Origin of the sequence: Helicobacter anseris (assembly GCF_003364335.1) — a bacterium.
Classification (GTDB): Bacteria; Campylobacterota; Campylobacteria; order Campylobacterales; family Helicobacteraceae; genus Helicobacter_H; species Helicobacter_H anseris.
The window spans coordinates 119,464-133,977 of record NZ_NXLX01000001.1 but is presented as its reverse complement, the minus strand read 5'-3'; the positions used below and the strand labels follow the sequence as shown (position 1 = coordinate 133,977).

The 14,514-nt window shown below is 31.5% G+C and carries 13 protein-coding genes; 4 read left to right on the top strand and 9 right to left on the bottom strand.

Features of this window, described 5'->3' with window-relative positions:
• Window positions 1–2 precede the first annotated feature (2 nt).
• Complete coding sequence (gene murD, locus CQA57_RS00665) at window positions 3–1,235, bottom strand: UDP-N-acetylmuramoyl-L-alanine--D-glutamate ligase (RefSeq protein ID WP_115578304.1); 1,233 nt, start codon at window positions 1,233–1,235, stop codon at window positions 3–5.
• Window positions 1,232–2,299, bottom strand: coding sequence for a phospho-N-acetylmuramoyl-pentapeptide-transferase (gene mraY, locus CQA57_RS00660; protein WP_115578303.1), 1,068 nt, complete (start codon window positions 2,297–2,299; stop codon window positions 1,232–1,234). The genes murD and mraY overlap by 4 nt, the downstream gene beginning before the upstream one ends.
• 140 nt (window positions 2,300–2,439) lie before the next feature.
• Between mraY and CQA57_RS00655 the strand changes: the two genes are divergently transcribed.
• Window positions 2,440–3,330: a PDC sensor domain-containing protein gene (locus tag CQA57_RS00655; RefSeq protein WP_115578302.1), complete on the top strand. Its 891-nt coding sequence runs from the start codon at window positions 2,440–2,442 to the stop codon at window positions 3,328–3,330.
• Here CQA57_RS00655 and proC read toward each other — a convergent pair.
• Together proC and fliW are read right to left on the bottom strand one after the other, a co-directional pair.
• Window positions 3,327–4,112: a pyrroline-5-carboxylate reductase gene (gene proC / locus CQA57_RS00650; protein ID WP_115578301.1), complete on the bottom strand. Its 786-nt coding sequence runs from the start codon at window positions 4,110–4,112 to the stop codon at window positions 3,327–3,329. The genes CQA57_RS00655 and proC overlap by 4 nt on opposite strands.
• On the bottom strand, window positions 4,105–4,527 hold the full coding sequence (gene fliW / locus CQA57_RS00645; protein ID WP_115578300.1) for a flagellar assembly protein FliW: 423 nt from the start codon (window positions 4,525–4,527) through the stop codon (window positions 4,105–4,107). Before fliW ends, proC begins: the two co-directional genes overlap by 8 nt.
• A 169-nt stretch (window positions 4,528–4,696) precedes the next feature.
• Here fliW and CQA57_RS00640 point away from each other — a divergent pair, with 169 nt between their 5' ends.
• Both CQA57_RS00640 and lon read left to right on the top strand, forming a co-directional pair.
• Window positions 4,697–5,341: an outer membrane protein assembly factor BamD gene (locus tag CQA57_RS00640; protein ID WP_115578299.1), complete on the top strand. Its 645-nt coding sequence runs from the start codon at window positions 4,697–4,699 to the stop codon at window positions 5,339–5,341.
• An 8-nt stretch (window positions 5,342–5,349) separates the two neighbouring features.
• Window positions 5,350–7,740: an endopeptidase La gene (gene lon / locus CQA57_RS00635; protein WP_115578298.1), complete on the top strand. Its 2,391-nt coding sequence runs from the start codon at window positions 5,350–5,352 to the stop codon at window positions 7,738–7,740.
• 33 nt (window positions 7,741–7,773) lie between these two features.
• Here lon and CQA57_RS00630 read toward each other — a convergent pair whose 3' ends face one another.
• Window positions 7,774–8,343 (bottom strand): DJ-1 family glyoxalase III, encoded by a 570-nt coding sequence (locus CQA57_RS00630; protein WP_115578297.1) that lies wholly within the window; start codon window positions 8,341–8,343, stop codon window positions 7,774–7,776.
• 132 nt (window positions 8,344–8,475) lie between these two features.
• Between CQA57_RS00630 and CQA57_RS00625 the strand changes: the two genes are divergently transcribed.
• Window positions 8,476–10,425, top strand: coding sequence for a DUF1561 family protein (locus tag CQA57_RS00625; RefSeq protein ID WP_115578296.1), 1,950 nt, complete (start codon window positions 8,476–8,478; stop codon window positions 10,423–10,425).
• Between the two features lie 57 nt (window positions 10,426–10,482).
• On the opposite strand, the gene CQA57_RS00620 is transcribed toward CQA57_RS00625, so the two are convergent.
• The 4 genes from CQA57_RS00620 to CQA57_RS00605 all read right to left on the bottom strand — a co-directional run bounded on the left by CQA57_RS00620 (window position 10,483) and on the right by CQA57_RS00605 (window position 14,513).
• Complete coding sequence (locus CQA57_RS00620; protein WP_115578295.1) at window positions 10,483–12,765, bottom strand: pentapeptide repeat-containing protein; 2,283 nt, start codon at window positions 12,763–12,765, stop codon at window positions 10,483–10,485.
• A gap of 137 nt (window positions 12,766–12,902) precedes the next feature.
• Complete coding sequence (locus CQA57_RS00615; RefSeq protein ID WP_147288333.1) at window positions 12,903–13,544, bottom strand: hypothetical protein; 642 nt, start codon at window positions 13,542–13,544, stop codon at window positions 12,903–12,905.
• A gap of 52 nt (window positions 13,545–13,596) precedes the next feature.
• On the bottom strand, window positions 13,597–13,914 hold the full coding sequence (locus CQA57_RS00610) for an STAS-like domain-containing protein (protein ID WP_115578293.1): 318 nt from the start codon (window positions 13,912–13,914) through the stop codon (window positions 13,597–13,599).
• A 134-nt stretch (window positions 13,915–14,048) separates the two neighbouring features.
• Window positions 14,049–14,513, bottom strand: coding sequence for a GNAT family N-acetyltransferase (locus CQA57_RS00605; RefSeq protein ID WP_115578292.1), 465 nt, complete (start codon window positions 14,511–14,513; stop codon window positions 14,049–14,051).
• Window position 14,514: the final 1 nt, after the last annotated feature.

Here is a 14,514-nt window from a genome sequence, read left to right as displayed (position 1 = left end):
TTTCACACCTGAAGAGCAAGTTGTTGAAAAATTTCACCTCTTTGCTTATAAGATTCAAATTGATCTAAACTAGCAGCAGCTGGGCTAAGTAAGGCAACATCTTTATGACTTCTTTCTTGCTTGATAATAGAAACTGCATTTTTTAGCTCCATACTCTTGTGATACTGAATATTATATTGCTTTGCTAAATTTTCTAACTTATCTGCGTTACTTCCAATAAGAAAAATCTTAATATCCAAATTTTTTATCAGTTCAAATATAGGCTCCTGATTTGCCCCCTTATCATCACCTCCCAAAATCAAGAGGATTTTAGAATCTTTATAGCGTTTAATTGCCTCACAGGTGGCATCTACATTAGTTCCCTTGCTATCATCAACCCAAAGTCTCTTTTGAGAATCATAAAATTCCTCAATTCTGTGCTCACCAATACTAAACTTATTTAATAATTGGATACTAGCATTTTTAAAAAGTATTTTTTCTACACTCAAAGCCAAAAGACTATCTAATAAAAAAGGTTCTTTAAAAACCAAATTTTGTATATCTATATCCATTTGTTCTGCTAATGCCTGACTTGATGTATAAAAAATAATTTTTGCTTTAGCATTTTTACAAATCTTATGATTTGCTAATTCTTGAGGTATTAAAGCAATGTGATGCTCTTGCATTCTTTTAAGAGGAGTTAATTTTGCCGTAATATACTCATCAAAACTCCCATGCCAACTGATATGATCCTCTCTTATTGGCAATAAAACATAGATATCAGGAATGGCTCTTTTTGTGTAATGAAGCATAAATGAGCTAGTTTCTAGAATCCAAATGGGAGCTTTTTGCAAATAAAGCTCTGTCAATGGATATCCTATATTCCCTCCACTTTTTGCACCTTTATCTTTTAATAAAAATTCTAGCATCTGTGTGGTAGTCGTTTTTCCATTTGTCCCACTAATCCATACGCTTAAAGGCCTTTCTTTTAATAAATCATAAAAAAAATCATATTCACTTATAAGATTTTTTGCTTTAACAATAAGAGGATGATAAGGAGGAATGCCTGGACTTGTAATTGTAAGTTCTGTTTTTGTGTCCTTAAAGTTACAAGCAGGCAAAAAGAGATTCTTGTCCTCTTGTATAACCTCTTGAAATTTATCATCATAAATCTCACAACCTATATTTTGTGTGTTCAAAAATGCTACTAGAGGCTTGGTAGTTACACCATAACCAATGATTAAAAATTTTCTCATCTAATTTTTAAACTCATTAGTGCAATAATATTGCTCAATATAGCAACAATCCAAAATCTCACAATAATTTTATTTTCTGCCCAACCTTTTTTTTCAAAATGATGATGGATTGGTGCCATTAAAAACACTTTCTTTTTTCTGGTCTTATAGCTTCCTATTTGCAAAATTACAGAAAATGTCTCGATAACAAAAATAGAACCTATTAAAATCAATAAAATCTCGTTATTAGAGACAATCGCCATATAAGCAATAAAACCTCCGACTGCTAGACTTCCACTATCACCCATAAATACTTGTGCTGGATGTGAGTTATACCACAAAAATCCAAAGAGTGCCCCAATCAATGCCACTGACACTACAAACAATTCTCCAGCATCCACTACTCTTGGCCATAAAAGATAATTTGCCAATTCATAGTTTCCAGCAATATATACAAAAATAGAAAGAGAAAGTAGGGCACAAATACTAGGAACAGTGGCTAATCCATCAAGACCATCTGTAATATTTACTGCATTTGTAGTAGCCAAAAATACCAAAATCCAAAAGATAGTAGTTGCCCAAGGGATATCCCCAAGATAAAGTAATGGTTTTTTCATAAAAGGTATATATAAACTAGAATCCAAACCAATTGCATAGCTTAAATACAAAGCAATTGCAAGAGAGAGGATAAAAAGTGATAGCATTTTTACCCTAGCACTCATTCCACTATTATTTCTTGCACTAATCTTTGCATTATCATCAACCCCTCCTATAAAACAAAACCCTACCATTGCAATCAATGCCAAAATCACAAAACTATTAGTAATTTGCGCACTTACAAGAGAAGCAAAAGTTGCACTAAAAACAAAAACAATTCCTCCCATTGTTGGAGTATTGCTCTTTGCCTTATGAGCAGGAACAAACTCAGAGATTGGCTGACTTGCCTTATGCTTCTTTGCCCAAGCAATAAAATATGGCATTAAAACAACACAAAGAAAAAAAGCTAAAAAAAAGCTAATACCTGCACGAAAAGTTATATAACGAAAAACATTAATTCCAAATTCTGAATAAAGATAATAAAGCAATGTTATTCCTTGTTTGCAATCTTTTTAAAAAGGTTTTGATTCTACCACAGGTTCCTTTAATAATGAAATGCAAATCTTTATATACTAACTTTTAGATGTTTCAGTAAAATACTAAAAAAAATTTTTGACAAAGGTGCAAAATGCTATCAAAAGATATTTTAGTTTATAGAAAAATACGTTATGAACTGCGTGCTTATATGTGTTACCTCTTTACACAAAATATTCAAAATTATATGCCTAGCACAAATCTCAAGAATGTTTTAAATGGTATCGAGAAAATTAAAGATGAAATAGAAGCTTTTGATGCAATCTATATCCTAGATGCTACTGGTAATGAAATAAGTGCCAATGGAATTGCTTGCACAGAAAACTTTTCTGATAGGGCTTTTTATTATGAAGCTGTGCGGGAGGGAAAATGCATTATTACAAATCCTTATCCTACAAGCAATAGTGGAAAACTAGTAGTTACTGCTTCTTATCCTGTGTATAATCAAAACCATGAGCTTATTTATGTCGTATGCATTGACTTGGCTCTAAAAACTGCCATAAGCATATCAGCTCCATCAAAATTTTCTAACTTTTGTGCAAATATCAGCATAGGTATTTATGGACTACTTTCTGTTTGTCTTACCTTAGTTTGCTTGCTTTTGTTTTGTAAGGGTGCATTTAGTTTTTATATAGCATTAGGACATTTTAAAAATTTTGACATTGATGAAATCTTTAAAGCTATTATCCAACTTACCCTAGCTCTAGCAATTTTTGATTTAGTAAAAGCAATTTTTGAGAGCGAAGTTTTAGGCAAAAATACAGAAAACAATGCACAAACACTCCAACAAACTATGGTTAGATTTCTAGGCTCAATCATTATTGCACTTGCTATTGAATCTTTAATGCTTGTTTTTAAATTTGCAATTAGCGAACCAGATAAAATACTCTATGCTGTTTATCTTATAGGTGGAGTTTCAACACTACTTGTCGGATTATCTATTTATGTCAAATTTGCATATAAAAAAGAAAATCAGGGAAATTAACCTTTCCCTTTGGCTTTCATTACTGCTTTATGCGAAGCTTCCATTACAATGCCTTTAAAGGCTTTAGATTCTAATACACTTAAACCCTCAATTGTTGTGCCCGCTGGACTTGCAACCTCATCGATAATTTCTTGAGGTTTTTTATCCCTTAAAAGCAATGCAAAACCCTCAAACATTCCTCTTACAAGCTCTTGACTTTGCACACAACCCAATCCCTCTCTCACACCAGAATCCATTAAAGCTTGCGCCATCATTGCCACAAAAGCAGGAGCACTTCCACTTGTGGCAATAGATGCATCAATCAAATCTTCCCTATCAACCAAGACCACCCTACCAAAACTCTCAATCATATTTTTATAAACCTCAATATCCAAATCCTCTATATACATAGCACTTGAAGATTTTTGATATTTTGCAGCAGTATTTGGCATCACTCTTGCATAGCCGTAGGATCTTATATTTTCTCTAAGCACAGAAATTTTTACTCCAGCCATCACACTAACAACACCTCTTGCCTGTCCATTAAAAACAAAACTAGACAAACCATTTGGCTTGATACACAAAAAAACAATTTTATTTTCAATATCTAGCATATTATTAGCATTATAGATGGTTACAAAATTATTTAGATTATTAGCGGAGATAAATTCTAAGGCGCATTTGGTATTGCGACCGCAAACTTCTATATTATAAAGTTTATAAAGATTGGAGTGAATAAAACCTTGAATAATGGCTAAGGCCATATTGCCATAGCCAACAAATAGAATCTTTTGTTTATTCACCTATCTTCTCAATATTATTTGCGACTTTTTCGTCTTTGTAGTATGTTGAAATAGGATCTGCAAGATGATAATTTGGATATTTCAAGCTATCTAAAACTACTTGAGCCATTGTTTGATTGTCAAAATTAAATACAACAGGTGCTAAAAAATTTACCGTAGAATCTTGTATTGGAGATTGTATTACCATTATATTTGCAATAAACACATTCTTAGCATTTTCTAAATCTAAAAGTAATTTTACTGCTTCAGGAACCTCAAACTCATACTCTCTGAGCACATATGGATTGATAAGCGTAAAAACAGGGGAATTATCCTCAGCATTACTCAAACGCACAAACACTTCATCAATCTTTTCTAGCTTCATTTTTTTTACTTTTTCAAAGCCTAAAATTGGAGATTTTACCTCAAAAATCATCTTTTTACCCCTAAAATACCGATATCCGACATACCTAGATTTTCAATATAGTTGCTATTCTATCCAATTTTACACTCAAAAATCAACTTAAAAAACAAAGTTTCTGTCATTTTTCTTAACTTTTTCATAATATAATTTTCAATCACAAGCACAGATTCTGGAGTAGTTTTTGAAAAATACTTTATTTTTTCTTATTTCTTTTGTTATTTTTACGCTCTTTTTTGGTTGCTCTTCTAAAGACAATGAATACAACAAACCAGCTTCATATTGGTATCAAGCAATACTTAAAGAAATCAAAGTAGGTAGTCTAGAAAATGCTGATAATTTCTTTTCTTCATTGCAAAGTGAGCACATCAATTCTCCCCTACTCCCTGATGCAATGCTAATCCTTGGGCAAGCTCATATTGATGCAAAAGAGTTTATTTTGGCAGATTATTATTTTGATGAATATTTGAAACGCTACGGCACACAAGATGTATTAGATTATATTGCTTTCTTAAAACTCAAAACTCATTATTTAGCATTTATCAATTACAGCAAAGATCAAGAATTTTTAGAAAATTCTGTATCAGAAGCAGAAAATTTTCTTATCAAGTTTCCAAATAGCAGATATTACGAATTAGCAAAAACCATACAAATGCGCCTTACCCTTGGGCAAAATGAACTAAACAAAGCAATTGCAAATGTTTATTCCAAACAAAAAAAGACAGATGCAAAAGAACTTTATTTAAATCGCATTGATAATACATTGGAAGAAGAGAGTAAGCCCACTCCATCTCATATACCTTGGTATGTAAAAATCTTTAACTGGTAGGAGCAAAAATGCAACTAATAAACCAAAAAAAATTCCCTTCAATCATACCCATCATTATTGAAGAAGAAAGCTTTATGTATCCCTTTATGATTGCACCTATTTTTATCTCTGATAGTGCAAACATAAAGGCAATCAACAAAGCCTTAGAAAACAAAGAACCTGTCTTTGTTGGATGTGCAAAAAGCACAAAGCAAAGCACAAAAGATGCACAGAGTTTTTATGATGTGGGTGTCATTGGTAGTATTATGCGAAAAGTAAATCTTCCTGATGGCAAAGTAAAGATTCTCTTTCAAGGAATCACAAAAGGCAAAATACTCTCAATAGAAAATGCTGATCCTCTAGAAGGTGTTGTAGATATCATCACTTATAAGGATTTTGATGAAGAAAAAATCTCTGCGATTATGGCTGTATTGAGAGAAAAAGTGCGTCATTTGGCAAATATTAGTCAATTTTTCCCCCCTGATATCTTAAAAACTATCGATGAAAATGAAGAGCCAAATCGTATTGTAGATCTCATTGCTTCTATACTGCGACTAAAAAAGGATCAATCTTATCACCTCTTTGCAAGCAATGACACAGAAAAAAGATTGCTAATGCTTATTGATTTTGTGATTGAAGAAACCCAAACTCAAAAACTTCAAAAAGAAATCAAAAATAAAGTCCATACAAAAATGGAGCAAACTAATAAAGAATATTTCCTGAGAGAACAACTCAAGCAAATCCAAAAAGAATTAGGATTAGACAAACAAAGAGATGAGGAAATTGAAAATTACAATAAAAAATTAGAATCTATCAAGGCTTTTGTCTATGAAGATACTTATAAAGAGATAAAAAAGCAGATTGATAGACTTAGCAAAATGCACCAAGATAGCTCTGAAGCAAATGTAATACAAAATTATATTGAGTGGGTCTTAGAAATCCCATTTGGAAAATTTTCCAAAAAGAAGCCTGCTATTAGCAATGTGGAAAAACAACTCAATGCAGATCATTTCTCACTCATCAAACCAAAAGAAAGAATTATCGAATTTTTTGCAGTAAAAGAACTCTTAGCCAAAAGAGAGCAAAAAGAAGATAAAAATATTGGCACTATACTTTGTTTCTTTGGTCCTCCTGGGGTAGGAAAAACAAGCCTTGCAAATTCTATCGCAAAAGCCATAGGACGCCCTTTGGTTCGTATAGCACTTGGAGGATTGGAAGATGTAAATGAGCTTAGAGGACATAGACGCACTTATCTTGGTGCAATGCCTGGAAGAATCATACAAGGGCTTATTGAAGCTAAAGAAATGAATCCTGTAGTTGTGCTTGATGAGATTGATAAAGTAGGTCGCAGTATGAGAGGAGATCCTACAAGTGCATTGCTAGAGATTTTAGATCCTGAGCAAAATACTAACTTTAGAGATTACTATGCAAATTTCAATGTAGATCTTTCTCAAGTTGTTTTTATCGCTACAGCAAATGACATATCAAATATTCCAGCACCATTGCGTGATCGTATGGAATTTATAGAGGTTTCAAGCTATACCCCGCAAGAAAAAGAGCAAATTGCAAAAAAATATCTCATTCCTCAAGAATTAAAAAAACACGGGCTAAAAACCTCTGAAATACAAATCAGCAATGATGCTATCACTTTAATGATAGAAAAATATACAAGAGAAGCAGGAGTAAGAAACTTACGTAGAAAAATTGCCACTCTAGCAAGAAAAGCAGCAAAAGAAATTTTGCAAGAAAAAGCAAAAAAGATTAGTATCACTCCTGATAATCTCGCACAATATCTTGATAAGATTGTCTTTGAGATAGAAAAAAGTGATAATGAGGACAAAGTAGGTATCATCAATGGGCTTGCTTGGACAAGTGTAGGCGGAGATGTGCTAAAAATAGAAGCTATCAAAATCAGAGGTAAAGGAAATCTCAAGCTTACTGGAAGTCTAGGAGACGTGATGAAAGAATCCGCACATATTGCTTTTTCTGTCATCAAAGTATTGATTGATGAAAAATTTTTCAATCTCAAAAAAGAAAAGAAAAAAGATAAGAATCCTGAACAAATCTATAATCTCTATGATATCCACTTACATGTCCCTGAAGGTGCTACACCAAAAGATGGTCCTAGCGCAGGGATTGCTATGGCAAGCGTGATTGCTTCTATCCTCACCAATAAAAAAATTTATTCTAAAATTGCAATGACTGGAGAGCTCACACTTAGTGGCAGTGTCTTGCCTATTGGGGGATTGAAAGAAAAACTTATCGCTGCACATAAAGCAGGAATGCAAAAAGTGCTAATTCCTCAAAAAAATTATGAAAGAGATTTGAGCGATATTCCTCAAGAGGTGCTAGAAGAGCTAGAAATCATTAGCGTAAGAGATATCAAAGAAGTTTTAGAGCAAACATTGCTAGATTTATAAGATAGAATCATAAAGATTCTATCTTTTGAAGTATTATTTTGTCAGAGGGATAAGCAAGCCTTCATAAAGTGCCTTGTAAGTTTCCTCTCCTACTAGATAACGCACAATTTCCAATCCAAATAAAATTGCAGTAGCTGGTCCTGCTGAAGTGATAACATTACCATTTACAACCACTGCTTGATTTACTCTATTTCCATTCAAGCCTGCCTCACAACCTGGATAGCAAGTAAAATCACCTTGCAATACTCCTGCGTGATTTAATACCATAGGAGAAGCACAGATAGCCGCTACAAGCTTATTTTTTGAGTGTAAATCTTTGATAATTTGGATAATCTTTGAAGAATTCTTGAGATTATTCATACCACCATATCCACCTGCAAGAGCAATAGCCTCAAGAGATGACAAATCTAGAGAATCTAGCGTCGTATCTGCTTGGATAAAAATACCATTTGCACCTTTTACCAAAAGCTTATCATCTAAAGATGCGATGATAATTTCTAAATCTTTGTGCATTTCACTTGCTCTTCTTAAAACATCTGCTATACCGATAAATTCTGCTTCCTCAAAGCCATCTGCTAGAGGGATTAAAACTTTTTTACTCATCTTGTATCCTTTTTTTAAAATTATGCGTGCATTGTATAGAGTGATATCTAATAAAATTTAAATAGTGATATCTAATAGAAAAATCTTAACTTTTTTATATAATGTTTTAATCTCAAACATTAGGATATTAAAATGATATTTTTTAGAAAATCAATACTTATGCTTTTTACATGTTTATTATTTTTAACCACAAATCTCTTTGCAAAAGATGATAAAAACACTATCATCCCGGCTAAAACAAATAGTCTTGTTCCGGATAAATCTCAAACAAAAAAAATTTCAGCTATTCCAAAAGTCATACAACAACCAGCAGATAAACCGCAAGATAGGGCTATTAGAATCAAAGCTCATAATGGTAGTGAATATTGTTATGCCCCAACTTTTACCGCCAATGAAAGCTATGTGAGTTTAGAAAATTGTAGGTATCAAACACTAGCTAGATATGATGTATTGCGTAGAATTTCCTTGCATGTTGGTCGCGATACTTGGCTTTGTCTATCTGCACCTTATTCTGTTTTAAACAAACAAGAAGAATGGGATTATATTAGATTGCGTCCTTGTGCAATAAATGATCCCTCACAAGTTTGGTATTTTAAAGATGGTGGCTTTTATAGCAAGGTAGGAAATTATAGAATCAAAGATTATAAATACTATCTTTATATTTCTCGTAATCCCAATGACTACTATGATCATAGTCTTATCCCTAATATGAAACAATGGGTAGAAACAAAAGCTCAAGTGCATTCTCTTAATATCAAAACCACAATTGGATGGTATTACAAAGACAAAAGAAACTTTGTTGGCAAAGAGATTAAAGGTAGTGAAGAGCCTATATATTTCTTCTACAATCCAGAAAATAAACATCTTTTTACTTTTAATCAAATAGAAGGAAGATTTGAGTGCATTATCTCCAATTCCACCAAAACTAGCTCTTGGAATTGGATTTCTACAGATATGTGCCTAGATACAGATAGCGCAAATAATCTCAAATGGGATATGGTTTATCAGGCTGATTTGGGAAGTGCATTTTTAGATTCTAATCAACACATACTGCGAACTCCTAGATATGGTCCAAATTGGGGTAGTTTATATACAGTAAATAGCTCTTATATCCAGCAAGATGTGACAAATCACCCTACTTCATATTTTGTGCTAGATCCTTTCTTGCGCACTTATTATAAATTTTTAGGTGGAAATCTTTCTAAAAATCTAGATTATTGCCCAAGTCCTGGTGCAAACAAAATCAAAACCAATCCTGTAAAATTCCCAAGTGATTATAATTTTGATGAAGATTGGCTAAGACTGCTTTATTCTATTGGTATTAGCACAGATTTTCAAAACCCTGAGAGAACTTCTGTAGGTGGATGTGGAGTTTGCTTCTTGCAAACAATGGAGATGATATACCAACTCTTGGGAATGTATCCTAATCTACCTGTTACCCCTCATCTTTTTGCATACAATCCCAACACAGACCCTTTTATCTCTTTTCACAGTCTATTCCCCAATCTTTTTACAAATTATCAATATTTTGCATATGTGCAAGGATTTTCACTATTTGAAGGAGAAGATATACTTGATAGAACGATGCGGGTAGTCAGAGGCACTTTGGATATGACTTTGGGGCAATATGACTTTGTCTATAATGGACTAGCACGAGATGAGAGTAGTATCAATAACGAAATCCAAAGAATTCTATCTGCTCCTAGTGGTAGCACTTGGATGGTTATTAGCTTTAGAAGAGATGAAACTGGGACTTTGGGAGCACATATCCAACCTGTTTTGAGCTCTTCTCAAGGTGTGCGTGTAGTGCCTGTGAATCTTGCAGAAATTGATTATGAAACTTTTGTAGGAGGAATGGCACCTACTAGAGATCCTGCAATGATTAGAATGCATTTGGCTGATGGTAGAAACTTGGTAGCAATTTCTGCTATACAAGTAACTCCTAGAAATGCTTTTGAGGGGAATCTCTCTGCGTTATTATCATTTTATGATTGCTCTGGAGATGGAGCGAGTGCTAGAGGAAGCCTGACGCCACTAAACTCTCAAACACTCAATCAATGTGAAAGTGGCTTTTGTCAATAAGTATTTAAAGTGATTGATGATTTTATCAATCACTTTTTTTAATCTAAATATTTTAGATTAGCTAGGAATGATGGAGTTTTTGCGTGCTGTTTTTTGGAGAGAAAAAATCACTATGGCTTGCAAAAGCATATGAGCTAAAACAACAATATAAGATAATGGTTCTTCAACGCAATAAAAATCTAATTTAAAAACATTCATTTTTTCAAAATACAGTGGAATATTTTGCAAAAATATGCATAGAAAGGTTATGTATGTTGCAAGTATTAATAATATTCTAATAAAAATACCATCTAGCAAAATTAAAAATACAGGAATGCTTGCCAATATCAAAAATAAAATAATATCAAGTGCATTAGCTTTAATACCAAAAAAATCTTCACCACAACAAATAACAATAAACAAAATAAGCATAATAATGACGAATTGTAACAACTTTATAGTCTTGCGCAATTCTTCAAAAGCTACTTTTAAAATTTTTAAAATAGATTCCTTTATTTTCTTTACTGTATCTTTAACTCTATTTGGAGAAAAATACTGCACTATAGTTATAAATCCATGGACGATGAAATAAAATAAAAATATACTAAATAAGATCAAAATTATTGCTATAAAATATTTGATACAATTTCCTGATACTATAAAATTTTTTATTGCACTCAAAGCTATACCTTCATCATCTTTACCAACAAATTCACCAAATAAAAATCCTATAATCAAAAAATAAGTCATCAAAATAATAAAAAAATTATTAACTACCCTTAGTAAGCTTGTATGGTGATCACTCAAATGCCTATAAAAAGCTAATTGTAATCTATCAAAAATATCTTTTACTTTTTCTAAATTTTTATATACATCATTATAGACTTTTGCCTTTTTTCCTCTATCCATCGCACCTACTAGTGCAATTTCTTTGCAATAAAGCTCAAGCTTATGAAACAATGATGCATCAAGAATATTATTGTCTTTAATCAAAGTATTTTTTAAAACTCTAAAAGAATCTCTATAATCATTTGCGATTTTTTCTCTCTCAAAACTTCTCTCTCTATCATTTATATATTTTTTAGCATCTCTTCTACCAAAAGAAAAAAGTTTTTTAATCCAAGATAAATTACTCTTATATTTAGGTATTTTCTCCTCTATTTTTTCCTCAATAAAATCTTGCAAGTTATAGAAAGTAAAATCTATTTTTATATTTACTAAATTTACACCTTCTCTAAATGCTGCATGAGAAAAATTAAAAGGTTTTTGAAAAACAACCCCATAAAAACATATGATTTTATTAAATTCACTTTCGTGAAAATCCACTTCTTTTTCAAAAGTAGTGTTATTAAAATAAACACTATTATAAAATCTTGCATTAGAAAAAATACTCTTATCTTTAAACTGACAATCTTTAAAATCTATTTCGAAGTTTTCTTCTGATGTGCCAAATGAAGCTCTTGTAAAATCTGCTATTTTATAAAAATTACTTTTAGAAAAAAATGCATTCTTTTTAAATTTTGATTTATTAAAAATTGCAGTACACCTAAATTTTGTGTTATTAAAAACTGCATCTTCTTCAAAGGTGCTGCTAAAAAAATTTACACCAATAAATTTTGCACTACTAAATAAAGCCTTGTTTGAGAAAATAGTATTTGAAAAATTTGCATCACAAACAACAATGGATGAAAAATCACAATTGCAATCAAATTTCACTTTTGAAAAATCTGCTGTTTTATAAAATCTACATCGATTAAAAAGTGCTTTCTTAAAACAAATGTTAGTAGATGATTTGCATAAAATACCTTCTAAAAAATGACATTGATCAAAAGAAGCATAAATCTCTGATTGATTAAAAATCACTAATTGTAAAAATTTACATTGATAAAAACTAACATTTTTTAAATCACTTCCAAAACTTATAGCATCATTACTCCAATCTTTATCTTTATCATCTTCCATTGCACCTCTTACAGGAATACCTTGAAATTCACAATTCTTAAAATAAAAATTAAAATCATTGGGTATCTCATAAATAATCAATCCCCTAAACCCAAAAATTTCAAAACCCCCATTTTGATATTTAAAATTTCCAATATTTTTATCCTCAAAATTGATATTTAAATTTTTTGCAAGAAAATTTTCAAACACAAAAGATGCAAGTTTTTTCTCTTTTTGCTCAAATTCTTCTTTATTTTGAAGTTCCATAGGAAATTCAGACCTAAAAAATTCTTGATTTTGTTTTTTAAAATCATCAAATTGCTTAAGCAATTCAAAACATACTTTTTGTTCTTTAGCTTCCATTGCACTATCTGCAGATAAAATCAAATTAGTAACATGTTTTACTGTTTTTTCATTCATTACTTCTCTCCTTAAAATAAATATAGATATTTAAAATTCCAAAATCAACCAAAAATCTTTCTAAAAAACTATTTAAATATTTAAGAAAGTTTTATAATACATTTTCTTTGATAGAGTATAAAAAGTTTTTGAAAGCCTCAAAAAATCAAACTATCTTCATCTTCAAATCCAATAATATCGCGAACAATTGAGCTGACTTCATAATTTTGTTTATCAATCCCCATAAAGCTAGATTTAATACAAACAAACACACCCTTGAAACAAGTATCCAAAGATAAAGCTCTTGTTTCTTGATGATTTGCAAAAATCACACCATCATCAGAAACAATCAAAAGCTCCATATCTTCAAAATATTTCAAGAAACCTGATGTGATAAAAAAGCCATAACCTCTATTTCTTTCCCCTCCATAGATTCTATTTTCACTTACGCTTACCCCACGCTCCAAAGACTTCAGAATCGCATCTTTGGATTTTTTAATCTCTGGAAATCTTGAAAAAATCCGACTTGGTATCCCAACACCACAATCAGATACGCAAATCATAAAATCATCTTTATCAAATTTTGCTTGAGCTAACCCAGAGGCATTAGAATGATCACAAACATTATTTAAAATTTCAGTTGAAACATAATAAACAAACTCTTTTGTTTCCTTTAAAGAAATCTCATCTTTAAGACTTTCTGCAATAAAATTTGATAAATGTGATGCAATATCATCTACCTGTATCCTCTGGGAAAATTTAAAACATTTTGAAAATTTTCCTTTGGAATCTTTAGCCATAAAAAACTTAAGCAGATCGTGAGTTTTTGTGATACCACTTTTTAGAGATTTATTAAAAAGATTGAACACTTTGGGATTTTTTGCGATCTAAGATGGCAAAGTTTGCCAAATCTTTTATAATTTGAACTGCATTTGTTATTTTCAAAAATTGCTTAATTTTTTCTAATCCTATCTTGACAAAAAGAAGCCCAAACACCTCATCAGCAAAGGCATGAGAAATACCGATAATCCCCTCAAAATCTAAAACTACCCTTCTCTCCATCTCAATATCTTGCAATATCAAATCTCTAAGCACTTCACCAGAGCCTCTTGAACCCAAAAAATCAAGCCCATTAAACTGATGTTTGATGTGCAAAACATTTTCTTGCATCTCATATCCTTAGATTTTTGTCATATTGTAACACAAAAACTACACCAACCATGTCTAGTAGAATATAGTTTTGAATCAACTAGGAATGATAGAGTTTTTGCGTACTGTTTTTTTGAGGAGAAGTATCGCAAGAACTATTCATTAAAGAAATACTCTTGTATTCCAATTCGGTAATAGTCTTTTTTAATGCTTGTAAGTTTAAAACCATAGTAGTCAAAAATTTTCTTAAAGTCTGGATATTTTTCTTCGGAAACACTCAAAAGAGGAGTTCGGGTTTGCAGAGCTTCAAAACTCTTTTCAAAAAGCTTAATTCCAATTCCACGATTTTGATATTTTTCTATTACACGGAGAGTGCAAATTTTTTTTTCTTCTGGTGTATTTTTGACAATAGCAACACCCTTGAGATTTTTCTCATCTTTTATCGTTAGGATTTGCTTTTCTTTGCGTAAAAGTGAGGGGAGAACATTTGTAAAATACCATAAATCAAAATTTGGATAGAATTTTTTCGCTTCAGAGAGATAGTGGTATATTGCCAATTCGCTAAAACTAGGTTTAATATCTATTATCGTTTGATGATTAGTCATTTGGTCTAGATACATT

Bases quoted from the DNA above. Each gene is read 5' to 3' on its own strand.
- CQA57_RS00655 (WP_115578302.1), top strand. From the start codon at position 2,440: ATGCTATCAAAAGATATTTTAGTTTATAGAAAAATACGTTATGAACTG.
- CQA57_RS00620 (WP_115578295.1), bottom strand. From the start codon at position 12,765: ATGAATGAAAAAACAGTAAAACATGTTACTAATTTGATTTTATCTGCA.
- lon (WP_115578298.1), top strand. From the start codon at position 5,350: ATGCAACTAATAAACCAAAAAAAATTCCCTTCAATCATACCCATCATT.
- CQA57_RS00605 (WP_115578292.1), bottom strand. From the start codon at position 14,513: ATGTATCTAGACCAAATGACTAATCATCAAACGATAATAGATATTAAA.
- CQA57_RS00610 (WP_115578293.1), bottom strand. From the start codon at position 13,914: ATGCAAGAAAATGTTTTGCACATCAAACATCAGTTTAATGGGCTTGAT.
- CQA57_RS00615 (WP_147288333.1), bottom strand. From the start codon at position 13,544: ATGGCTAAAGATTCCAAAGGAAAATTTTCAAAATGTTTTAAATTTTCC.
- fliW (WP_115578300.1), bottom strand. From the start codon at position 4,527: ATGATTTTTGAGGTAAAATCTCCAATTTTAGGCTTTGAAAAAGTAAAA.
- murD (WP_115578304.1), bottom strand. From the start codon at position 1,235: ATGAGAAAATTTTTAATCATTGGTTATGGTGTAACTACCAAGCCTCTA.
- CQA57_RS00630 (WP_115578297.1), bottom strand. From the start codon at position 8,343: ATGAGTAAAAAAGTTTTAATCCCTCTAGCAGATGGCTTTGAGGAAGCA.
- CQA57_RS00625 (WP_115578296.1), top strand. From the start codon at position 8,476: ATGATATTTTTTAGAAAATCAATACTTATGCTTTTTACATGTTTATTA.